Source organism: Amycolatopsis sp. CA-211722, assembly GCF_056828465.1.
In genome coordinates this window covers 4,904,739-4,925,978 of sequence record NZ_CP184752.1, presented here as the reverse complement: position 1 = coordinate 4,925,978, position 21,240 = coordinate 4,904,739, and the positions used below count along the sequence as shown (strand labels likewise).

Below are 21,240 nucleotides of genomic sequence, written 5' to 3'. Positions count from 1 at the left end.
CGGCCGAAGGCCCGCTATCGCGGGTTCACCGGCAGGCACGCCGTGAGGTCACGGCTGGTGGTCACCACGCGATCAAGCGAGCGCGATCAGCCGCGAGCCGTCGTCCTCCGGCAGCGACGGGCCCGCGGTCGCCAGCACGGTGTTGCCGAGGAAGTCCAGCTCACAGCCGAGGGTGGAGAGGAACGCGGTGTCGGCCGCGTCCCGCCCGGTGGCGATCCGGCAGAGGCTCTGCCTCGGCGCGAGGCCGGTGGCGTCGAACACGTACCAGCGGCCCTCGATCGCGGCCTCGAACACGGCGTGGAAGTCCATTGGGGACAGTCCGGGCGCGTAGACCGCCGCGAACCGGGCCGGGATGTCGAGCACGCGGCACAGCGAGACGCAGACGTGCGCGTAATCGCGGCAAACCCCTTCCCCGGCGAGGTAGGTGTCGACGGCGTCGTCGGTCGGCGAACCGGAACCGACCACATAGGACAGGTGCTCGCCCACGTGCCGGACGATCGCCTCGACCTGAGCCCGCGCGCCGGGCAGGCCGCCGAAGCGGGACAGCGCGAGCCCGCCCATCCGGTCCGAGGGGCAGTACCGGCTGGGCCTGGTGTAGCGGATGACGTCGTCCATGGTGACGGGTTCGGCGTCGGCGGGATCGAGCGTGCGTTCGGCGCGGTATCGCACGACATGGTCCCCAGGCGGCAACTCGACGACCTGGGCCCGGGTCCCGTGTTCGAACGCCACCTGGCGCGGCGGCGCGGGATAGGCGAATTCCTCCTGCGAGGCCCCGCCGGCGAGCGCGACCACGAACGCGGCGGGGCCGGGTTTCGTGACCCGGAAGGACATTTCGACGTCGACCTGAACGTGGGGACCCATGGCCCCATGGTGCCCCACGGCCGGGGTTCAGGCGTAGCGGACCTGGTAGTGCTTGATCCCGTTGAGCCAGCTCGACCGGAGCCGGTCCGGCGGGGACACTTCCGCGATGTCCGGCATGACGTCGGCGATGGCGTTGAAGATCAGGTCGATCTCCAGCCGCGCGAGATTGGCTCCGATGCAGTAGTGCGAACCCGTGCCGCCGAAGCCGACGTGCGGGTTGTCCTCTCGGAGGATGTCGAACTTCTCCGGCTGCTCGAAGTGGTCCGGGTCGAAGTTCGCGGAGCTGTAGAACATGCCGACCCGGTCGCCCTTGCGGATGTGCTGCCCGCCGAGTTCGGTGTCCCGGGTCGCGGTGCGCTGGAAGGCGACCACCGGGGTGGCCCAGCGGACGATCTCGTCCGGGGCGGTCTTCGGCCGTTCCTTCTTGTACAGCTCCCATTGATCCGGGTGATCGAGGAACGCCTTCATCCCGTGGGTGATCGCGTTGCGCGTGGTCTCGTTGCCCGCGACGGCGAGCAGGATGACGAAGAAGCCGAACTCGTCCGACGCCAGCGACTCGCCGTCGACGTCGGCCTGCACCAGCTTCGTGACGATGTCGTCCATCGGGCACTTGCGCCGCTCTTCGGCCATGTTCCAGGCGTAGCCGACGATCTCCGCGGAGGCGGCGAGCGGTTCGACTTCGTACTCGGGGTCGTCGTAGGCGACCATCTGGTTGGACCAGTCGAACACCTTGAGCCGGTCTTCCTGCGGGATGCCGATCAGTTCGGCGATGGCCTGCAAGGGAAGTTCGCACGCGACGTCGACGACGAAATCGCCGGAGCCCTTCTTCTTGGCCTCGCTGACTATCCGCTCCGCGCGGTCGCGCAGGGTGTCCTCGAGCTTCGCGATCGACCTCGGCGTGAAGCCCTTCGACACGATCCGCCGCAGCTTCGTGTGCTGCGGGGCGTCCATGTTGAGCAGGACCAGACGGTTGGCTTCGAGGCTGTCGTCGGTCATGTTCTCGTCGAACCGGATGATCGCGGTCTTCTCGCGGGAGGAGAACAGCTCGCTGTCCCTCGACACCGCCTTGACGTCATCGAGCCGGCTGACCACCCAGTAGCCGTCATCGCGGAAGCCCGCGGTGTTGTGCGGCTGCGGGTTCCACCAGACCGGTGCCGTACGGCGGAGTTCGGCGAACTCCTCCAGAGGCAGTCTGGTGGCGTAAAGATCCGGATCGGTGAAATCGAAACCGGCGGGGATCAGGGGAGCGGCCACGGGCTACCTCCTACGCGGTTCGCCAATGAAACACGTTCTAGACCCGATTGAAGCATACGGCGTTTACCAAGTGAAGAGTTTTTAGTGAAACCCGTTAACTCGATCATCGCGGATCATGCGACCCGGCCAAGCGTCAGAACCGGCTCTCGGTGATCAACATCGAGTCGACCCTGCGGCGACTTGCTCAAATCAAGAACGTGTTCTACTTTTTCGGTAGTGAACAGTGTTTCCCGGGAGGCGAACGTGGGTAGTCCGGTGATCGTCGAGGCGGTCCGCACCCCCATCGGCAAGCGCAGGGGTCACCTGGCGGGGCTGCACGCCGCCGAGATCCTCGGCGCGGCACAGCGCGCCCTGCTCGAACGCGCGGGACTGGATCCCGCGCTGGTCGAGCAGGCGATCGGTGGCGCCGTGACCCAGGCCGGCGAGCAGGCGGGCAACGTCACGCGTACCGCGTGGCTGCACGCCGGGCTCCCCGAGACCACGGGCGCGACCACCATCGACGCCCAATGCGGCTCGGCGCAGCAGGCGACGCACCTGATCGCCGGGCTGATCGCGGCCGGCGCGATCGACGCCGGCGTCTCCTGCGGGGTCGAGGCGATGAGCCGGGTCCCGCTGGGCGCGAACCGCGGCGAGGACATCGGTACGCCTCGCCCGGAGTCGTGGTCCATCGACATGCCCAACCAGTACGGCGCGGCCGAGCGGATCGCGGAACGCCGCGGGATCACCCGCCAGGACGTCGACCGGTTCGGCACCGAGTCCCAGGCCAAGGCCGCCGCCGCGTGGACCGCGGGACACTTCGACCGCGAGGTCGTCGCGGTGAAGGCCCCGGTGCTCGGCGAGGACGGCACGCCCACCGGCGAGACCCGGCTGGTGTCCCGCGACCAAGGACTCCGTGAGACGACCGTCGAAGGCCTCGCCAAGCTCAAGCCCGTCCTCGAAGGCGGCGTGCACACGGCCGGGACGTCGTCGCAGATCTCCGACGGCGCGGCCGCGCTCCTCCTGATGGACTCGGACCGGGCCAAGGCACTGGGCCTCGAGCCGCGAGCGCGGATCGTCTCGCAGGCGCTGGTCGGCGCGGAGCCGTACTACCACCTCGACGGCCCCGTGCAGGCGACCGAACGCGTCCTCGCCAAGGCGGGGATGACGATCGGCGACCTCGACCTCTTCGAAGTCAACGAGGCGTTCGCTTCGGTCGTGTTGTCGTGGCAGCGGGTACACCGGCCCGACGAGGCCAAGGTCAACGTGAACGGTGGCGCGATCGCGCTCGGGCATCCCGTCGGCAGCACCGGCGCCCGCCTGCTGACGACGGCGCTGCACGAACTGGAACGCCGTGACGCGAGCACCGCGCTGGTGACGATGTGCGCCGGCGGCGCGCTTTCCACCGGCACGATCATCGAACGGATCTAGTTCGAGCCGACCTCGACCACCGGACCGTTGTCCGGCCTCGCGAGCCTTTTGAGCCCCTGACCCTCCTTCCAGAAGTCGAAATAGATGGTGTTGCCCTCGACCCAGGTCAGCACCGCCTCGGTGAGGTCGAGCCGGAAGACGTGCGCCTCCCCGTCGTCACCCTGCAGGCGGGCGACCTCCGCCGGATCGGTGATCTCGACGGCCTTTCCCGACACCTTCGCGTCCGCGCCGCCCTCGTCGATCGCCGAGGCGGCGTGGATCGCGAACCTGCCGTCGTGCTGCAAATCCTTCGCTTTCATCGCGCCGATCATCGAACCGATCAGCAGGTCCTGCTCACGAAAATCGACTTCACTGCCACTGACCCTTGGCGAGCCGTCCCGCCGGACCGTCGCCAGCACATGCGACTTCGCCGCGGTGAACCGCTCCTTGATCTTCTCCGCCAGCGCGGGTGCCTCTTCACTGAACTGCTGCCAGGTCGCCATGCGGAACAGCGTCCCACCGGGGTCCGACAATTTTCGAGACCTCAGGGCCGCGGCGCCCCCATCGGGTTCGGCGACGGGATCGCCCCGGCGTCGAAGATCCGGCGGCTCAGCGGGACGGCGATCCGCACGGCCTCGGCGGCCCCGTCCTCGCCGAGCGCTTCGAGCGGACCGACGGCGAGACGATCGGTCTCGTCCTCGATCCGTTGGCGCAGCACGATTCCCGGACCGGTGAGCGTCAGATCGCCGTCGAGGATGCCCCGACCGGACAACCGCGCGACGCTCTCGTCCCACTCGTCGTCGGACCAGCCGCGGTTGATCTGGACGACCTCACGGGTCACCGCTCCGCTGCCGATGTGGGTCAGCGTCGTGTCGAGTCCGCGCAGTCCGGCGGCGACGGCGGAGAGCACGTGACCGTCCCCGCGATGCTCGCGCAACACCGTCGCCGCGAGCCAGACCCGGCCGGCCGGTGTGGCGGGCCTGGCGACCGAGGACCAGGCGGCGGCGAGCGGCCTGGCCGCGTAATCGCAGCCGGAGACGGCGAGTTCCAGCAAGTCGGCGAGTTCCGCGAAGGGCGCGTCGGCGGGCAGGATCCGGTTCAGGGCCGCTTCGACGGCGGCCATCCGGCTCTGGAGCACCGCCGCGGGTCCGGCGTACTTCCACGCGTCGGGCAGGGATCGCGCGACCATCCTCGGAGCGAACCCGAACAGCATCGCGGTCGCGGGCGGTTCCGGCAGCGGCCCGAGCGGTGCGACCCGGCCGGCGAAATAGCCCATCCACCAGCTCGGCAGGCCCACCGCCTTGGCCGCGGCCGCCGTTTCCGGGGCGAAGTAGACGACGGCGTGCAGCGGCTCGACCGCTTCCCAGAGACGGCGCTGAAGTGACTTCACCCCGCCCATCTTGCCGCGCCGAAAACCGGATGCGACCGATCACGGGATGGTGTGTGATCACCGCATGGCGATCATCGTGGAGAAGCCGGGCCCCGACGGACTGAACGAGGCAGTGGAGGTCTTGCGGGAGTGGCAATCCGACGGCGTGGCTTGGCAGCTGCATCCCGGTGATCTCGGCTGGTACTGGCGCAACGGGACGGCCGGGACGGCCGAGGCGGTCCGGATCTGGCGCCGGGACGGCCGGATCCTCGCCGTCGGCTTCCTGGACGGAGCCGATCTCCTGCGGCTCACGACCGCGCCGGACGTCCGTCGTGACGAGGAACTGGCGCGACGGCTGGCCGAAGACGTGACCGCACCCGAGCGTGGTGTCCTGCCCGCCGGGCAGGTCGCCGTCGAGGCGCCGATGGACGCGCTGCTCCAGGAGGTGCTGCCCGGGCAGGGCTGGCACGTCGACGAGGAAGAGCCCTGGACGCCGCTGAGTCTCGACCTCACCGAGCCGGTGAAAGCCCCGGACCTGCGGATCGAGACGGTCGGACCAGACCTGGCCGCCGCGTGGGCCGACGTGATCGGGGCGGCGTTCGGCGGATCGACGTTCACCGCCGAAAAGTGGCGGACGATGGCGGCCGGGGCGCCCTACGCCGACGCCCGGTGCCTGCTCGGCTTCGACGAACGAGGGGATGCCGTCGCGGCGGTGGCCGTGTGGTCGGCCGGTGCCGGCAAGCCCGGGTTGCTCGAACCGATGGGCGTGCACCGGGACCGGCGCGGCCACGGATACGGCCGGGCGATCACCGTCGCCGCGGCTGCCGCGCTCCAGGAGCTCGGCTCGTCGAGCGCGACCGTGAACACCCCCAGTTCCAACGTCGCCGCCGTGACGACCTACGCGTCGGGCGGGTTCCGGACCTGGCCCGAGACCCGGGATCTGGTGCGGGACGCCTCGTGAGTGGCGTTTCGGGGTCGGGTCCGTGAAGGCCTCCTTGCCCACTCTGAAGGTAGGCAAGGAGGCCTTCGCTACTCCTCAGGGGTTCGTCACCTGCAACTCACCCGTACCAGCGACCACAACAGTCACAACGTTGACGCGTGAAGGCCCCCATCCCTCGGCTCAGCCGAGGAAACCCGACCTTCACATCTTCCCGAGTACATGAAGGCCCCCTTCCTTGCGCCTGGCGCAAGGAAGGGGGCCTTCATGTACTCGAGAGCGTCACGTGACTCGCGTGATCGGATGCCGCGCTCGGGGTGTTCCGCCGCTGATCACGCGAGTTCCGCCTTCGATCACGTGAGTGCGGTGCCGTAAACGGGTTCAGGGACCGGCGCCTCCGCCAGCAGTTCCGCCACGACGGGACCGAGTTCACCCGGTGACCACCGGGATCCCTTGTCCCGCACCGCGCCGTGCCGCCAGCCCTGCGCGATCGAGACGCGTCCGCCGTCGACCTCGAACACGCGGCCGGTGACCGCGGACGACTCCTCGCTGCCGAGCCACACCACCAGCGGCGACACGTTTTCCGGTGCCATGGCGTCGAAACCGTCGTCCGGGGCGGCCATGTCGTCGGCGAAGGCGACTTCGGTCATCCGGGTGCGGGCGGCCGGGGCGATCGCGTTCACGGTGACGCCGTAGCGCGCGAATTCGGTCGCCGCGACCAGCGTGAGACCCAGGATTCCGGACTTCGCGGCCGCGTAGTTCCCCTGTCCGACGCTGCCGAGCAGGCCGGCGCCGGAGCTGGTGTTGATCACCCGCGCGGCCCGCGTCCGGCCCGCTTTCGCCTCGGCTCGCCAATATTCGGCGGCGTGCCGCGTCGGCGCGAAATGGCCCTTCAGGTGGACGCGGATGACGGCGTCCCATTCGTCCTCGCCGAGGTTGACCAGCATCCGGTCGCGCAGGAAACCCGCGTTGTTGACCAGGACGTCCAGCCCGCCGAAGGTCTCGACGGCCGTCCGCACCAGTGCCGCGGCGCCGTCCCAGGAGGCGATGTCGTCGGTGTTCGCCACCGCTTTGCCGCCGAGCGCCTCGATCTCGCCGACGACGTCCTGCGCGGGCCCGGCGGATCCGCCGCTTCCGTCGATCCCGGCGCCGAGGTCGTTCACCACCACCCGCGCGCCCTCGGCGGCGAACGCGAGCGCGTGCGCCCGTCCGATGCCACGACCGGCTCCGGTCACCACCACGATCCGGCCGTCGGCGATCCCGCTCACACCGGCTCCTTTCGTTCTTTCACCAGGGAATTGGAAGCGGCGAGGAAGGCAGGCACCTCTCCCCCGCCATGGACGGTGAGGCAGGCTCCGCTGACATAGGAGGCCAGCGGGGACGCCAGGAAGACCGCACAGGAACCGATCTCGTCCGGATCCGCCAACCGTCCTAACGGGACTGTCGCGCCCACCGCCGCGATGCCCGCCTCGTCGCCGTAGTGCAGATGCGAGTGCTCCGTCCGCACCATGCCGACGTCGAGCGCGTTGACCCGCACCTTCGGCGCCCACTCGACGGCGAGCGACGCGGTCAGGTTGTCCAGGCCCGCTTTCGCCGCGCCGTAGGACGCAGTCCCCGGCGACGGTCTCGTCGCGCTGACGCTGCTGATGTTCACGATGACGCCGCCGTTTTCCTGCTCCTGCATGACGGCGTTCGCCGCACGCGCGACCGCCAGCGGCGCCAGCAGGTTCAGCGCGACGATCTTCTCGTGGAACCGCGGTGAGGCGTGCGCCGCCTCGGCGTACGGCGCGCCGCCCGCATTGTTGACCACGACGTCGATCCTGCCGTGGCGCCGGACGATCTCCTCGATGAGCGCGTCGACCTCGCCCGCGTCCCGGACGTCGCAGGAGATGAAGGTCGACGCCCTCTCCCCGGAGCACACCGGCCGCTCGGGCTCGGTGCGCGCGCAGGTGACGACTTCGGCTCCGGCACGCAGGAAAGTCCTGGTGACACCGGCGCCGACGCCGCGGACCCCACCGGTCACCAGCACCACGGCGCCATCGAGCCGGAGTTCGAGTGCCATGCCGGGCCTCCTTCACGGTCGCTGTACCCGGGCCTGACGTCCTGCTAACGTACCAAGCAAGTGCTAGGTTTGGTAGCGGAGAAGGGTGCCCGATGACCGTTTCCACCCACTCACCGGAGCCCGGCATCGCCGTGGTCACGGTCGACGCGCCCCCGGTGAACGCGCTGAGCGTGAAGGGATGGTTCGCCCTCGCCTCCGCCGTCACCGACGCCGGGCGCGACCCCGAGACCCACGTGGTGGTGCTGCGCGCGGAGGGCCGCGGGTTCAACGCCGGGGTCGACATCAAGGAGATCCAGCGCGATCCGGGCTACGGCGCGCTGATCGGCGCGAACGAGGGCTGCGCGGCGGCGTTCTCCGCGGTGTACGACTGCGCGGTCCCGGTGATCGCCGCGGTACAGGGTTTCTGCCTCGGCGGCGGGGTCGGCCTGGTCGGCAACGCGGACGTCGTGGTCGCCAGTGACGACGCCACTTTCGGGCTGCCCGAGGTCGATCGCGGCGCGCTGGGCGCGGCGACCCATCTCGCGCGCCTGGTCCCCCAGCATCTGATGCGGGCCCTGTACTACACGGCTTCCACGATCACCGCGGCCCAGTTGCACCACCACGGTTCGGTGTACGCCGTCGTCCCGCGGGAGGAACTCGACGAAACCGCGCTCGGCGTCGCACGGCAGATCGCGGCGAAGGACACTCGCGTGATCCGCGCCGCGAAACAGGCCATCAACGGCATCGACGTCCAGCCCGTGCACCGCAGCTACCGCTTCGAGCAGGGATTCACCTTCGAACTCAACCTGGCGGGCGTCTCGGACGGTGCGCGCCAGGAATTCCTGGACGGTAAGGGGAAGTGATGGCCGACAAGCGGATGACGCCGGACGAGATCGTCGCCGAACTGAAGGACGGCATGACGATCGGGATCGGCGGCTGGGGCTCGCGGCGCAAGCCCATGGCGCTGGTGCGCGCGATCCTGCGCTCGCCGGTCAAGGATCTCACCGTGGTCTCCTACGGCGGCCCGGACGTCGGGCTGCTGGCTTCGGCGGGCAAGGTCAAGCATCTCGTCTTCGGCTTCGTCACGCTCGACACGATCCCCTACGACCCGTGGTTCTCCCGGGCGCGGGAATCCGGGTCGATCACCGTCACGGAATACGACGAGGGCGTGTTTGGCACCGGTCTTTCCGCTGCCGCGCAACGACTTCCGTTCCTGCCGACCCGCGCGGGCCTCGGCTCCGGAGTGATGGACCTGAACCCGTCGCTGCGCACTGTCCGCTCGCCGTACGACGCCGAAGAGCTGCTGGCCGTGCCCGCGCTCAAGCTCGACGCGGCGTTCGTCCATCTCAACCGCGCCGACGCCCGGGGCAACGCGCAGTACCTCGGGCCGGATCCCTACTTCGACGAACTGTTCGCCCTCGCCGCCGACAAGTGTTACGTGTCCACGGAAAAGATCGTCGAGACGGCCGAGCTCACCGAAGCGGGCCCGGTACAGAGCCTGCTGCTGAGCCGGATGCTCGTCACCGGGGTGGCCGAAACACCGAACGGCGCGCATTTCACCACCGCCGTCCCGGACTACGGCCGCGACGAACGTTTCCAGCGCCACTACGCCGAAGCGGCCAAGGATCTCGACGCGTGGCCGGGTTTCGTCGACAGGTTCCTGTCCGGGGACGAAGCGCACTATCAGAAGGCCGTCGCCGAGTTCGGGGAGTCCGCGTGAGTGACATCAGCCGTGCCGAAGTGGCCGTCGTGGCCTGTGCCGAATTGTTCCGCGGAGACGGCGAGATCGTGGTGAGCCCCATGGGGTTCATCCCGTCGCTGGGCGCGCGGCTGGCCAGGCTGACTTTCGAGCCGGACCTCCTGCTGTCCGACGGCGAGGCGTACCTGATGACGCCGGACGCCGTCGTCGAAGGCTGGCAGCCGTTCCGCAAGGTCCTCGACACCGTGGTGCCGCGCGGAAAGCGGCACGTGGTGATGGGCGCCAACCAGATCGACGGCGAGGGCAATCAGAACATCTCGGCGATCGGCGACCATTCCCAGCCCAAGAAACAACTTCTCGGCGTACGAGGCGGGCCGGGCAACACGGCCAACCACCGCACGAGCTACTGGGTTCCCCGGCACGGCAAGCGGGTTTTCGTCGATCAGGTCGACGTCGTGTCCGGCGTCGGTTACGCCCGAGCGCGTGCGGCCGGCTTGCGGCATCACGACGTCCACCGGGTCGTCACCAACCTCGGAGTCCTGGATTTCGGCGGCGAAGACCACGCGCCGCGGCTGCTTTCCGTACACCCAGGGGTTTCCGTGGACGAGGTCGTCGAGGCGACGTCATTCCCGCTGAGCACCGACGGAGTCACCGAGACCCGGCTGCCGACCGAGGCCGAGCTGCTCCTGATCCGCACCAGCCTGGACCCGAAGTCCTTGCGGGACAAGGAAGTCCCGTCATGAAAACGGCGCTGACCGAACTGGCGGGCATCCGGCACCCGATCGTGCAGACCGGGATGGGCTGGGTCGCCGGGCCACGACTGGTGTCCGCGACGGCGGAAGCGGGCGGTCTCGGCATCCTCGCGTCCGCGACGATGACCTACGACGAGCTGGCGGCGGCGATCAAGGAGGTCAAGAGCCGCACGTCGGCGCCGTTCGGAGTCAACCTCCGCGCGGACGCCGAAGACGCCGCGCGCCGGGTCGAGCTGCTCATCACCGAGGAGGTCCGCGTCGCGTCCTTCGCGCTGGCGCCGAAGAAGGACATGATCGCACGGCTCAAGGACAACGGTGTCCTCGTCGTGCCCTCGGTCGGCGCGGCCCGGCACGCGGAGAAGGTCGCGGGCTGGGGCGCCGACGCCGTCATCGTGCAGGGCGGCGAGGGTGGTGGGCACACCGGAGGGGTGGCGACGACGCTGCTGCTGCCCTCGGTGCTGGACGCGGTCGACATCCCGGTGGTCGCGGCGGGCGGCTTCTTCGACGGGCGGGGGCTGGCCGCCGCGCTCGCCTACGGGGCGGCCGGGGTCGCCATGGGCACCCGGTTCCTCCTGACGAGGGAGAGCACCGTGCCCGACGAGATCAAGCAGGCGTACCTCGCCCGTGACCTCAATGGCACCGTCGTCACCCGCAAGGTGGACGGCATGCCGCATCGCGTGCTCCGGACGGAACTGGTCGACGCGCTCGAGTCCGCCGGTCCGGTGAGCGGGCTCGCCCGCGCCGCCCGCAACGCCGCGAAGTTCCGGAAGCTGACCGGGTTGTCGTGGCGGTCCCTGGCCACCGAAGGGCTGCGGATGAAACGCGGCGGCGACCGGACGTGGTCCCAGGTCCTGATGGCCGCCAACACGCCGATGTTGCTGCGCGCCGGCCTGGTCGAGGGTGATCGGAGCGCCGGTGTGCTGGCGTCCGGGCAGGTCGTCGGCCTGCTCGGCGACCTGCCCGCGGTCGGCGACCTGATCGAGACGATCGTCGCGGACGCCGACGGCATCCTGCGGCGGCTGGCCTCGGAGTGAGGGCGTGGGCGCGCTGTGCTTGACTTCGGCCATGATCTCGGAGAGTCGTTGTCCGGTCGAGGACGGTGAGCTGTACGTCCGCAGTACCGGCGAGGGGCCGCTTCTGCTCCTGATCGCGGGCGGGCTGGGCTCGGCGGACACGTTCCGGGCGATGACGAAACTGCTCGCGGACGACTACACCGTCGTCACCTACGACCGGCGCGGTCACTTCCGCAGCACGGACACCAGCACCGGCCCGGTCAGCGTGCCGAAGCAGGCCGACGACGCCCACGCGGTGCTCCAGCACGTCGGCGGCGGCCCCGCGAGCGTGTTCGGGACCAGCGCGGGCGCCATGATCGGCCTCGACCTCGTGGCCCGGTACCCGGACGCGGCGACGACACTGATCGCGCACGAACCGCCCGCCATCCAGCTGCTGCCCGACGCGCTCGGCTGGCTCGACGAGGCCAACGCGCAGGTCCGGCTCGCCCAGGCGGGCGACCTGATGGGGGCGTTCAAGCGGTTCACGGACGGGATCGCCGGTGCCGCGCTGCCCGAACTGCGCGCGATCCGGCTGCCGAACGAGGAGGACTGGAAGCGGCTGTTCGGCCGCGAGCTGGCCGAGATCCTCGACTACCTCCCCGATCTGCGGGCCCTGCGCCGGAGCAGGACCGAGATCGTCCCCGTCGCCGGCGTCGGCAGCCGCGGGCATTACCACTACCAGCCCGCGAAGGTTCTCGCGCTGGAGCTGGGATTACCGTTCACGGAGGTCCCCGGCGCGCATCTGGCGCCGCAGCGGAACCCCGCCCAGTTCACCGAAGCGCTGCGGGGTCTGCTCGAAGGCTGAGTCACGGCATCAGCGGCAGCTTCCCGACCAGCTTGTCGATCCGGTTGCGCGGGCCGACGAGGCCGATCGCGCAGAAGTCCATCTCCTCGGTCGGGATCTCCTTCATCGTCGCGAGGAAGTCGGTGTACACCCGGATCTGCTGGGCGACGGCGGGCATGTCGGCGACGTGGCAGCCCGGCGACGCCGCCGCCTTGGCCCGGATGGTCCGGAGCTGCTCGGGATCTGCCGACAGGATCGAGCAACCGACCCAGGGCAGGCCCGTGTAGTGCTCGCCGCCGGCGTCGACCGCTTCGTCTCCCAGGAGCCCGGTCACCGACTTCGAGGTGGCGACGGCGGTGCAGACCGCCGCGTTGACCGCGCGGCCGGGCGGCAGCTCGCTGTTGACCACGATCACCCATTTCAGGCGGGCCGACCGGGTGGACGCGGTGAAGTCGATCTCTTCGGGGGCGAATCCGATGGCTGTACCGTGCTCGGACATTCAGCTGGTCTCCTGCTCACTTCAACGGACGAACACGACCAAGCTAGGGAGACGTACGAGTACAGTCCACCGTGTTCGTACTTAATACGGCGGGAGGGCCACGATGGCGCGGTTGGACGAACTTGATAAGGCGATCCTGGCGCAACTGCAGTCGGACGCACGGAAGACCAACCGCGAAGTGGCTGCCGCGGTGGGCGTTTCGCCGACCACCGCGCTGGACCGCACCCGCGCGCTGCGCGAACGCGGCGTGATCCGCGGCGCGCTGCTGGACGTGGACCTGCCCTCGATCGGCCGCGGGGTGCAGGCGCTCATCGCGGTGCGGGTGCGGCCACCCTCGCGGCGGAACATCGAAGGCTTCCGGAACTGGGTGAACGCGCTGCCCGATCTCGTCGGGCTCTACGTGACCACCGGGACCGAGGACTTCATCCTGCATGTCGCGGTGCCCGACAACGACGCCCTCTACGCCTTCGTGATCGACAAACTGACCGAACGCCCCGAGGTGGCGGACGTGCGCACCTCGATGGTGTTCGAGCACAGCAGGCGCACCAAGATCACGCCCGTGGACCGCTAGAGCTCCCGGATGACGCGGGCCGGGTTGCCCGCGGCGAACACCTTGGACGGCAGGTCACGCGTGACGACACTGCCCGCGCCCACCACCACGTCGTCCCCGATGGTGACCCCGGCGCACACGATGACCCCGCCGCCGAACCAGGCGTTGTTCCCGATGGTGATCGGCGCGGCCGATTCCCAGCGCTGCCGCCGCAGTTCGTGGTCCTCCATGGGGTGCAGCGCGGTCAGCAGCTGGCAGCGCGGGCCGATCGAGCAGTCCGAGCCGATCCTGATCGGCGCGCAGTCGAGCAGGATGGCGTCGTAGTTGAGGAAACTGTTGGCGCCGATCTCGATCAGGTAGCCGTAGTCGCACTGGAACCGCGGCATGATCCAGGAGCCCTCGCCGAGCTTTCCCAGCAGCTCGCGCAGAATCGTGTCCCGCTCACCGGTCTCCTCGGCGCCGGTGCCGTTGAACCGGTCGACGAGGGCCTGCGCGCGCCTGCGATCCGCGACCAGTTCGGGGTCGTTGTCCCGGTACAGCTCGCCGCGCAGCATGCGGTCCTTCTGTTCACCCATGCGGCCAACCTACCGAAAAGACCCTGCCGACGACTTCCCTCGGGAAGCCGCCGGCAGGGCTGGGTGAATGCTTGCGGAGCGTTCTTCAGTTGTGTCGATCGGGTTTCCGGGTAGGGCCGGCCCGGCGGGTGGGTGAGGTGTAGGGGGGACCCGCCGGGCCGGAGTTCCTTCCTTTCTCTTCGCAGGATCCTGCTTCCGCTTCAGGGCGTCATTCGCGGCACTGGCGGCCTTCGTTGACGCAGTCGACGAGCCGGTCCATGACCCGGCCCGGCATCACGTTCGCGAAATCGTCGTGGTCGGAGAAGGGGTTGTGGTCCTCCTCGGGGAACGAGTCCACTTTGTACTGTCCGTTGACCTGGATCTGCCGCGGGATCTCGTAGGTCAGCGAGATGGTGAGTTCCGGGACGGCGGTCAGGCCGTTGGCACATTCGCCGTTCTCGTCCGGGTACTTGATGTGGTCCCGATGGTTCTCGCTGTCGATGTTGTTCCCGTCCAGACAGCTCGGGAACGTGTGCACCCGTTTGACGTCGCTGCCCTCGGGACAGATCGGGTACTGCTTGATGAGCCTGTTCTCGAAGCCGGTGCACGTCCAGCTCTCCCGCGCGTTGGCGGGTCCGTTGGTGCTGACTTTCGCGTCACCGTAAAGGATACGGAGGAACTTCGGCATCTCCTTCACCTTCTCCCGGGCGTTGCCCTTGAAGGTGATGTCGACGACCGCGGGACGCTGGATCTCGCCTTCGTTGCCGGCGAGTTCGTTGTCCGCGTCCGGTTCTTCGAGCTGAGCCTGCTCCTGCTCGTTGTCCTGGTTCTGGTTGTCCTGGTCCTGGTTGTCCTGGTTCCGCCGATTCCGGTCGCCGTCGCGGTTCTGCCGCTGTCCGGCTTCCTCCTCGGTGTCGATCCGCACCACCGGCCAGAAGTACGCGGATTCGTCGCCGTTCGCGCAGGTGGTACCGGCGCCCAGCAGGCTGTCGTTGTCCGAATCCGCGTTCGTGGACAGGTTTCCGACGTAATCGTGCAGATGCTGGGCACCGTTGCGGATTCCCGGCTGCGCGATGAAGTTGTCGGGATTGAAATGCCCGTTCTCGTTCCTGCCGCAGTCGACGGTGAACGAACCCGTGGACGCGTTCCGGCCCGGCCGCGGCTCGTCGACGTTCGGCCGCACCTTCGTGATGTCCACGAACTGCGACTTGTCCACCTCGTCCGCGGACGCGCGCTCGGGGTCGCCGGTCGTGGTGGACACCACCAGCCCGCCGACCGCGATCGACAGGCCCAGCAACGCGGTCGCGATCTTGGTCCTGCGGGCGATACGATGGCGCCCTTGATTTCGTGCCATTGGCTGCTCACCTCATTCGTTTCCGGGCACGCCGATCACTCGCGCCCGGGCATGAGCCACGCATTCGTCGAATACGGGAAATAGCCGCATTCGCGGCGAACCCTTCTGTTCGCCCGCCGATTCAGATCCGGCTATCTGGAGATACGGCCCCCTTGTGGATCCGGTTCAAAACGCGATCCGGCCGTTATCTTTCCGTTATACTGAGAGGAGGTAAGGGTTTTGCGGTCGTCAGCTGGACTGAAGGGCGCTCTCGCTGCGTCTGATGCGGCGATGGGCCCCTTCGCGTCGTGTCGGTGATGCCGGGAGCCGAGCGGTTTCGCGTGACCGCAGGGACGACACGCGTGTCCAGGCGGACGGCTCATGGCTTACCGGCGCACGATGGCCAGCACGGTGCCGTCCCGCTTGTGGACCTCGAAGCGTTCGATGTCGGCCTTCCGCAACGCCGTCGAACCGGTGATGACGAGCGGAGCCGGGGACCCGGGCACGCCGTATCCCTTGGCCGGCACGCTCCAGTTGTTGACGGCGTAGGCCTCTCCGCCGTGGGAGTAGGCGAAAAGCTGGCAGGTCATCGGGCCGACGAGACCGCGGAGTTCGAGCTCGACCGCGCTGCCCCATTCCTTGTCCTGCACCGTGACCTCGGCGGCGACCGCGTTGCCCGCCTCGGACCAGCCGAACGGGGCGGCGCCGCCGTCCGGCCCGGTCTCGCGTTCTCGCGACGACGACGGAGGCGGAACCACCGACGTGACGACCGTGGGGGCGGCTTGCGTCACGACCGGTTCACGGTCGGTGAGCGAAAGAACGGTGAGCGGTCCGCCGACGACGAGCGCGAGCACGGCGGCCGCCGTGGCGAGCCGGATGACCTTGCGGCGACGGCCCGCCTTCGCCGCGTCCGCGAGCAGCATCCGCAGCACCCGCGGCCCCGGGCCCTTGACCGGCGGATCCGGCCAGCTCTTCTTGACCATGTCGAGAATGTCGGGCAGGTGGTACATCTCCACCAGCTCGACCTGACATTCGGGGCATTCCAGCAGATGCGCTTCGAACCTGGCGTGGTCCTCCTCGCCGAGGACGCCGAGCACGTAGGCGGCGATGTCCGTGTGGACAGCTCCGGACACCTCGCTCACCCCCGCTCCTGCAGCGCCCTGCGCAACGCGCGCACAGCGTGGTGGATCCGCGATTTCACCGTACCCGGCGGGACCCCGAGCGTCGCCGCGACCTCGTTCACGGTGCGGTCACGAAGATAGGTCTGCTGAACGGCCTCACGTTGTTCCGGGGAAAGATTGCGCAGGGCCTCGTAAACGATCATGGCCGCGAGCGTCTTCTCCGATTCGTCCGGCACTCCGATCGAATCCGACTCCAGTTCCTCCACCTCTTGAGGGCGGGCGCTCCGGCTCCGCCAGCCGTCGATGACGATGCGCCTGGCCACGGTGAACAGCCACGCGCGCAGCATTTCCGGCTGCCGGTCGAGTTTGCCGGCGTTGCGCCACGCCTTGATGAGCGTCTCCTGGACCACGTCCTCGGCCCACTGGCGATCGTGGCCGGTCAGCTTCAGCACGAACGCCATCAGGCTGGATCCGAACTCCTGGTACAACGCCCTGATGAGGTCGTCATGCCCGTTCGAAGCGGGTTCATGATCGACCATTGGCTGCAGTATCCGAGAGTGGCGTCCCACGCGGCACATCTTTGTGGGCTCAGGGGCGATTAGTCCAGTACGAAAGTTTTTTGAACCGTTTCCCGCTCGTGACCGTATCCCCTACCGAAGACCCCGACCCGGCGCTGTCCCCCGCACCGCCGAATCCACTGTGGATCATGACTGTCCATAGTGGACTTGAACCTGCCCGCGCACCATCTCCCCGCGGTGATGGCGTTCTCCTCTGGCCCCGACAGGAGGATTTCCGTGAACCCCGTGTCACGCTCGGTCATACCTCTTACCCTCGTTTTGGCCGCGGTCGCGCTGACCGCCGCCTGCACCACCGGTACCGCGGGACCGAACGGCTCTCCGGGCGCGGCCCCGGCCGCCGGAGCGGCCCGGCTCCCCGGAATGCCCGACCCCGCGGCCGAACCCGCCCCCGGTGTCACGGCGGCGATCCTGTTCGACCTCGGGCCGATCGTCACCGACACCGGAGGCTTCACGCTTTACCGCTACGACAAGGACTCGGTGAATCCGCCGAAGTCGAACTGCGCGGAAACCTGCGCGCGGACCTGGATCCCGGCCAAGGCGGACGGCGACCTCGTGGTCACCGGGATCGACCGCGCCCTGGTCGGCACCGTGACCAGGGACGACGGCACCGAGCAGGTCACGCTCGCGGGCTGGCCGCTCTACCGCTACGCCAACGACGCGATGCCCGGCAACACCGGCGGGCAAGGCGCCGACGACGCGTGGTTCCCCGCCAAGCCGGACGGCACGAAAGTGCTGCTCACCGCGGACACCTGGCAGGCCGATGACCTCGGCATCTGACCTCCCCAGACCCGTCCGCCCGCTGCTCGTCCTGCTGACGGCGGTCACGGTGGGCCTCTTCGGCCCCGTCGGCGACGCGCACGCCCAGGAGCTCTCCGCCGCGGACAAGAACCTGATCGTCAACGTCAAACTCGCCGGGCTGTGGGAAATGCCCGCCGGGATGTGGGCGCAGGAACGCGGGAAGAGCAAGCGGACCCGCGAAGTCGGCCGGACGCTGATGATCGACCACGGCAGGCTCGACACCGCGACGCACGCCATCGCCGACCGGTTCGGCCTCGCCCTGCCGTCCGAGCCCTCGGATCAGCAGTCCGCGTGGCTCGGCGAGATGAAGGCCGCCCGCGACGACAGCGAGTTCGACCGGATCTTCGCGAACCGGCTCCGGTACGCGCACGGGATCCTGTTCCCGGTCATCGCGCAGGTCAGGGCCGGGACCCGCAACGACGTCGTCCGTGACTACGCCACGACGGCCAACCAGGCGGTGCTGCGGCATATGACCCTGCTGGAGAGCACCGGCGTCGTCGACCAGTCGCTGATGCCGGAAGCCCCGGTGCCGCAGTCGAATTCGGCGAACGCCGCGATGGACGTCGGCTTCGGCGACTTCGCCCTCGGCCTGCTGCTCACGGTGGTGCTCGGCGGAGGGCTGTTCTACGCCCTCCGGGCAGTGCGCGGCAAGAACACCCGGAGCCGCGACCGCGCGGCCGCCACCGAACCGGATCCGGTTCCCAGCGCCCCAGGAGAGATCAATGTATGACCAGTGGTCCGAGGTGGTGATCGTGCTGACCCAGAAATCGGACACCGACCCCGGGATCAAGGGCATGGCGCAGACCTCCGCCCGGATCTCGTACGGTTTCATGTGCCTCACCCTGTGCTGGGGCGTGCTCACCGCGACCGGCTGGATCAAGTCGCTGACCGGCCGGAAGGCGCTGCGGAACTCGCATATGGTGCTCGGCATCCTCACGCTGTCGTTCGGCGTCGTGCACGCGATGTCGTTCCTGTTCCTGCCCGACGGGTTCACCCTGGCGCAGGTCACGATCCCGCTCCTGCCGGGCACCCTGGCGCGGCACGAACTCGGCGTCATCGGGCTCGAAGTCATGCTCGCCGTCGCGCTGACCGGCGGGATCAGCCGCTTCAGTTCCTACCGGCGCTTTCTGTGGATCCACCGGCTCGCCTATCCGGCGGTCGCGATCACCGCGCTGCACGCGTTCTTCGGCGCCATGGCGAACGGGCATCTGGGCCTGCTGTGGTTCGGCGGGATCACGCTGCTGGTCCCCGCGCTGGTGCTGACCGCGCTGCGGTTCACGCCGACCCGGTACCTGGAGCGGCTGGGCCTGGTCGAAGAACTGGTCTGACGACTTGGAGAACGAGAAATGATCTTCGGAAGCATCCGGCGCGGCACCCGCGTCAGCGTCGACAACGAGCGGTGCGAGATCTTCGGCTTCTGCGAGATGGAGGCGCCCTCGACGTTCAAGATCGGGCCGGACGGCAAGCTCCGTATCCGCCGGATGGTCGACCGGGACGGGCTGGACCAGGCCATCTCCGCCGCCCGGCTGTGCCCGAAACAAGCCATCAGAGTCAAGGGAGAAGGAGCGTACGACGATGAGTGACGGAGATCGGATCGTCATCGTCGGCGCGGGCGTCGCCGGCCTCCGCTCGGCGGAACGGCTGCGGGAACTCGGTTTCGACGGCGAGATCGTGCTGGTCGGCGACGAGCCGCGGAAGCCGTACCACCGGCCGATGGTGTCGAAGGAGCTCATCACCGGCGGGGTGAAACCGGTGGCCGCGAGCCTGGAGCCGTACGTGGACCTGGACGTCCATTGGCGGCTCGGCACCCGCGCGACCTGGCTCGACAGCAAGGAGCGCACCGTCCACCTGCCGGGTGGCGAATCCCTTTGGTACGACGGATTGATCATCGCGACCGGCGTCCACCCCCGCCATCTTCCCGGCTCGCCGCGCCACGACCCCCGGGTCCGGGTGCTGCGCACCGTGGAGGATTCACTGGCCGTCCGGCGGGCTTTGGGGAACAGCAACAAATCCGTCGTGGTGATCGGCAGCGGCCTGATCGGGAACGAGTTCGCCGCGTCGATGCGGTACCTGGGCCGGGACGTCACGCTGATCGGGCACGCGAAGGCGCCCTTGCACCGTTTCGGGGAGCGGATCGCTTCGGCGCTCACCAAGGAACATCAGCACCATCGCGCCAAGCTGGCGATGAACACCGAGGTGCGGAACTGGATCAGCACCAAGGAGACGGTGGGGCTGCACCTGACCAACAACCAGTTCCTGGTGGCCAGTTGCGTGGTGCTCTCGATCGGCAGTGTGCCGGCCGTGGACTGGCTGCGCGGGTCGGAGCTGACCATCGACGACGGCGTACTGTGCGAAGCGACCCTGTTCGCCACCGGGGCGGAAGACGTCGTGGTCGCCGGTGACGTCGCGAAATGGCCGAACCTGCGGATCGACGAGACCCCGCGGCGGGTCGAGCACTGGATGAACGGCGTCGAATCCGGGCGCGCCGCGGCGGAAAGCCTGATGCTGGGCCGGGGCAACGCGCGGCCCTACACGCCGCTCCCCCGCGCCTGGTCGTCCCTGTACGACGCGCGGTTGCAGACCGTGGGGATGCCGTCGCTGGGCAGGGACACGATCGAACTCTCCGACGGGGTAACCGGTTTCGTCCGCGACGGCAGGCTGATCGGCGCGGCGGGCTGGGACCGGCCGAAGGCGATGATCCACTGGACCGCCGAACTCGACCGGCGGCTGCCGGTGCCCGAGCCGGTGTTCCCCGCGCCCGCCGCTCCTTCGCCTGCGGAGACACCGATCGGGGAGGACATCCTGGCCCCGTTCGAGCGGGACTTCCTGTCCGAGACCCCGACCGAGGCCGTTCCCGCGCCGGAAAGGATGCCCTGGGCTCGCGTTCCCGCCGGGTGACCCGGGATCGCGAACGGACCGGGGCCGCGCGCGGCGGCCGCGGTCCCCTCAGGTGGCGGTGGGTCGCTGGGCCTCCGCACCCACCGCCACCCCCTGGGGACGCCGGGAGGTACCGGGACCGACGGTGATTCGGGCTCCGCCGGGTACCGCCCTCCGGGCTCCCCGCTTCCGGTCGGGGTCCTTCCAGGCTTGACTCACCTGGGAGGGCCCCGATCCATGGCCGCCGAAGGCCCTCGATCCAGGGCCTCGTGAGTGGTAACGACGGTTAGAACCGTCCTTACCACTCACGAGGGCGGTGGCTTCACGACCACGGTGTCCTCCGGCCCGACGACCCGCCCGTCCGAAGCCCGGATCTCCAGCTCCCGCAACGGAAGCGCGCCGTCGCGGTCCACCAGTTCCGAACGCGGCTCGCCCTCGGCGAAGAAGTGCGCCTCGCCCCATTGCCGCAGCGCGACGATCACCGGGAACAGGTCGCGCCCCTTCGGCGTCAGGACGTACTCGCTGTACGTGCTCCCGTCCGAAGCCGGGACCATGTCGAGCACCCCGTGCCCGACGAGCGCCCGCAGCCGCGCGGACAGGATGTTCTTCGCGACGCCGAGGCTGCGCTGAAACTCCCCGAAGCGGCGGACGCCATCGAAGGCGTCGCGCACGATCAGGAGTGACCACCAGTCGCCGATCGTGTCGACCGAGCGCGCCACCGGGCACGAAGCTTCGTCGAACGTCGTCCGCTTCACCATGGTTGCATCTTACTACCAAAGTCCTCTACCGTCCGGT

Annotated in this window: 25 protein-coding genes; 13 read left to right on the top strand and 12 right to left on the bottom strand. The window is 69.0% G+C overall.

What is annotated here, in order from left to right:
* Positions 1-72: 72 nt before the first annotated feature.
* A complete protein-coding gene (locus ACOCEP_RS23840) occupies positions 73-861 on the bottom strand; it encodes a transglutaminase-like domain-containing protein (protein WP_482331205.1) in 789 nt (262 codons plus the stop codon).
* Positions 862-888: 27 nt separating this feature from the next.
* Complete coding sequence (locus ACOCEP_RS23835; protein WP_482331204.1) at positions 889-2,115, bottom strand: cytochrome P450; 1,227 nt, start codon at positions 2,113-2,115, stop codon at positions 889-891.
* Between the two features lie 243 nt (positions 2,116-2,358).
* On the opposite strand from ACOCEP_RS23835, the gene ACOCEP_RS23830 reads away from it, so the two are divergent.
* Positions 2,359-3,522, top strand: a complete 1,164-nt coding sequence (locus ACOCEP_RS23830) for a steroid 3-ketoacyl-CoA thiolase (RefSeq protein WP_482331203.1) — start codon at positions 2,359-2,361, stop codon at positions 3,520-3,522.
* On the opposite strand, the gene ACOCEP_RS23825 is transcribed toward ACOCEP_RS23830, so the two are convergent.
* Both ACOCEP_RS23825 and ACOCEP_RS23820 read right to left on the bottom strand, forming a co-directional pair.
* Entirely contained in the window at positions 3,519-4,004 is a 486-nt protein-coding gene (locus tag ACOCEP_RS23825) for a pyridoxamine 5'-phosphate oxidase family protein (protein ID WP_073846858.1), read from the bottom strand. The genes ACOCEP_RS23830 and ACOCEP_RS23825 overlap by 4 nt on opposite strands.
* A gap of 41 nt (positions 4,005-4,045) precedes the next feature.
* The gene (locus tag ACOCEP_RS23820) at positions 4,046-4,900 is read right to left on the bottom strand and encodes an SCO6745 family protein (protein WP_482331202.1); all 855 of its coding nucleotides are present in this window, start codon (positions 4,898-4,900) and stop codon (positions 4,046-4,048) included.
* Between the two features lie 55 nt (positions 4,901-4,955).
* Here ACOCEP_RS23820 and ACOCEP_RS23815 point away from each other — a divergent pair, with 55 nt between their 5' ends.
* On the top strand, positions 4,956-5,831 hold the full coding sequence (locus tag ACOCEP_RS23815) for a GNAT family N-acetyltransferase (RefSeq protein WP_482331201.1): 876 nt from the start codon (positions 4,956-4,958) through the stop codon (positions 5,829-5,831).
* Between the two features lie 329 nt (positions 5,832-6,160).
* Here ACOCEP_RS23815 and ACOCEP_RS23810 read toward each other — a convergent pair whose 3' ends face one another.
* Both ACOCEP_RS23810 and ACOCEP_RS23805 read right to left on the bottom strand, forming a co-directional pair.
* Positions 6,161-7,075: an SDR family oxidoreductase gene (locus ACOCEP_RS23810; protein WP_482331200.1), complete on the bottom strand. Its 915-nt coding sequence runs from the start codon at positions 7,073-7,075 to the stop codon at positions 6,161-6,163.
* A complete protein-coding gene (locus tag ACOCEP_RS23805) occupies positions 7,072-7,869 on the bottom strand; it encodes an SDR family oxidoreductase (RefSeq protein ID WP_482331199.1) in 798 nt (265 codons plus the stop codon). The genes ACOCEP_RS23810 and ACOCEP_RS23805 overlap by 4 nt, the downstream gene beginning before the upstream one ends.
* A gap of 92 nt (positions 7,870-7,961) precedes the next feature.
* On the opposite strand from ACOCEP_RS23805, the gene ACOCEP_RS23800 reads away from it, so the two are divergent.
* From ACOCEP_RS23800 to ACOCEP_RS23780, 5 genes are read left to right on the top strand one after another with little or no spacing between them, the layout of a single operon-like run.
* On the top strand, positions 7,962-8,711 hold the full coding sequence (locus tag ACOCEP_RS23800; protein ID WP_482331198.1) for an enoyl-CoA hydratase family protein: 750 nt from the start codon (positions 7,962-7,964) through the stop codon (positions 8,709-8,711).
* A complete protein-coding gene (locus ACOCEP_RS23795) occupies positions 8,711-9,568 on the top strand; it encodes a CoA transferase subunit A (RefSeq protein ID WP_482331197.1) in 858 nt (285 codons plus the stop codon). The genes ACOCEP_RS23800 and ACOCEP_RS23795 overlap by 1 nt, the downstream gene beginning before the upstream one ends.
* The gene (locus tag ACOCEP_RS23790; RefSeq protein WP_482331196.1) at positions 9,565-10,290 is read left to right on the top strand and encodes a CoA-transferase subunit beta; all 726 of its coding nucleotides are present in this window, start codon (positions 9,565-9,567) and stop codon (positions 10,288-10,290) included. Before ACOCEP_RS23795 ends, ACOCEP_RS23790 begins: the two co-directional genes overlap by 4 nt.
* The gene (locus ACOCEP_RS23785; RefSeq protein WP_482331195.1) at positions 10,287-11,333 is read left to right on the top strand and encodes an NAD(P)H-dependent flavin oxidoreductase; all 1,047 of its coding nucleotides are present in this window, start codon (positions 10,287-10,289) and stop codon (positions 11,331-11,333) included. Before ACOCEP_RS23790 ends, ACOCEP_RS23785 begins: the two co-directional genes overlap by 4 nt.
* Before the next feature lie 31 nt (positions 11,334-11,364).
* Positions 11,365-12,156, top strand: coding sequence for an alpha/beta fold hydrolase (locus ACOCEP_RS23780; RefSeq protein ID WP_482331194.1), 792 nt, complete (start codon positions 11,365-11,367; stop codon positions 12,154-12,156).
* 1 nt (position 12,157) lies between these two features.
* On the opposite strand, the gene ACOCEP_RS23775 is transcribed toward ACOCEP_RS23780, so the two are convergent.
* Entirely contained in the window at positions 12,158-12,634 is a 477-nt protein-coding gene (locus tag ACOCEP_RS23775) for a DUF2000 domain-containing protein (protein WP_482331193.1), read from the bottom strand.
* Positions 12,635-12,737: 103 nt separating this feature from the next.
* Between ACOCEP_RS23775 and ACOCEP_RS23770 the strand changes: the two genes are divergently transcribed.
* On the top strand, positions 12,738-13,205 hold the full coding sequence (locus ACOCEP_RS23770) for an Lrp/AsnC family transcriptional regulator (RefSeq protein ID WP_016332885.1): 468 nt from the start codon (positions 12,738-12,740) through the stop codon (positions 13,203-13,205).
* On the opposite strand, the gene ACOCEP_RS23765 is transcribed toward ACOCEP_RS23770, so the two are convergent.
* The 4 genes from ACOCEP_RS23765 to ACOCEP_RS23750 form a co-directional block, all read right to left on the bottom strand.
* On the bottom strand, positions 13,202-13,759 hold the full coding sequence (locus ACOCEP_RS23765; RefSeq protein WP_482331191.1) for a sugar O-acetyltransferase: 558 nt from the start codon (positions 13,757-13,759) through the stop codon (positions 13,202-13,204). The two genes, ACOCEP_RS23770 and ACOCEP_RS23765, sit on opposite strands and share 4 nt — an antisense overlap.
* 208 nt (positions 13,760-13,967) lie before the next feature.
* A complete protein-coding gene (locus tag ACOCEP_RS23760; protein WP_482331190.1) occupies positions 13,968-15,092 on the bottom strand; it encodes a DUF1996 domain-containing protein in 1,125 nt (374 codons plus the stop codon).
* 365 nt (positions 15,093-15,457) lie between these two features.
* Positions 15,458-16,213: an anti-sigma factor family protein gene (locus ACOCEP_RS23755; RefSeq protein WP_482331189.1), complete on the bottom strand. Its 756-nt coding sequence runs from the start codon at positions 16,211-16,213 to the stop codon at positions 15,458-15,460.
* Complete coding sequence (locus ACOCEP_RS23750) at positions 16,210-16,731, bottom strand: sigma-70 family RNA polymerase sigma factor (protein ID WP_233224236.1); 522 nt, start codon at positions 16,729-16,731, stop codon at positions 16,210-16,212. The genes ACOCEP_RS23755 and ACOCEP_RS23750 overlap by 4 nt, the downstream gene beginning before the upstream one ends.
* Before the next feature lie 255 nt (positions 16,732-16,986).
* On the opposite strand from ACOCEP_RS23750, the gene ACOCEP_RS23745 reads away from it, so the two are divergent.
* Genes ACOCEP_RS23745 through ACOCEP_RS23725 form a run of 5 tightly spaced genes read left to right on the top strand, consistent with a single transcriptional unit; the run spans position 16,987 to position 20,466 of the window.
* The gene (locus ACOCEP_RS23745; protein WP_482331187.1) at positions 16,987-17,547 is read left to right on the top strand and encodes a hypothetical protein; all 561 of its coding nucleotides are present in this window, start codon (positions 16,987-16,989) and stop codon (positions 17,545-17,547) included.
* Positions 17,531-18,298 carry a DUF4142 domain-containing protein gene (locus ACOCEP_RS23740; RefSeq protein ID WP_482331186.1) on the top strand — a complete coding sequence of 256 codons (768 nt, stop codon included), beginning with the start codon at positions 17,531-17,533 and terminating at the stop codon, positions 18,296-18,298. Before ACOCEP_RS23745 ends, ACOCEP_RS23740 begins: the two co-directional genes overlap by 17 nt.
* A complete protein-coding gene (locus tag ACOCEP_RS23735) occupies positions 18,291-18,896 on the top strand; it encodes a ferric reductase-like transmembrane domain-containing protein (RefSeq protein WP_482331185.1) in 606 nt (201 codons plus the stop codon). Before ACOCEP_RS23740 ends, ACOCEP_RS23735 begins: the two co-directional genes overlap by 8 nt.
* Positions 18,897-18,914: 18 nt before the next feature.
* The gene (locus tag ACOCEP_RS23730; RefSeq protein ID WP_007033644.1) at positions 18,915-19,151 is read left to right on the top strand and encodes a ferredoxin; all 237 of its coding nucleotides are present in this window, start codon (positions 18,915-18,917) and stop codon (positions 19,149-19,151) included.
* A complete protein-coding gene (locus ACOCEP_RS23725; protein WP_482331183.1) occupies positions 19,144-20,466 on the top strand; it encodes an NAD(P)/FAD-dependent oxidoreductase in 1,323 nt (440 codons plus the stop codon). Before ACOCEP_RS23730 ends, ACOCEP_RS23725 begins: the two co-directional genes overlap by 8 nt.
* Positions 20,467-20,750: 284 nt before the next feature.
* Here ACOCEP_RS23725 and ACOCEP_RS23720 read toward each other — a convergent pair whose 3' ends face one another.
* Positions 20,751-21,203, bottom strand: a complete 453-nt coding sequence (locus tag ACOCEP_RS23720; RefSeq protein WP_482331182.1) for a winged helix-turn-helix transcriptional regulator — start codon at positions 21,201-21,203, stop codon at positions 20,751-20,753.
* Positions 21,204-21,240: the final 37 nt, after the last annotated feature.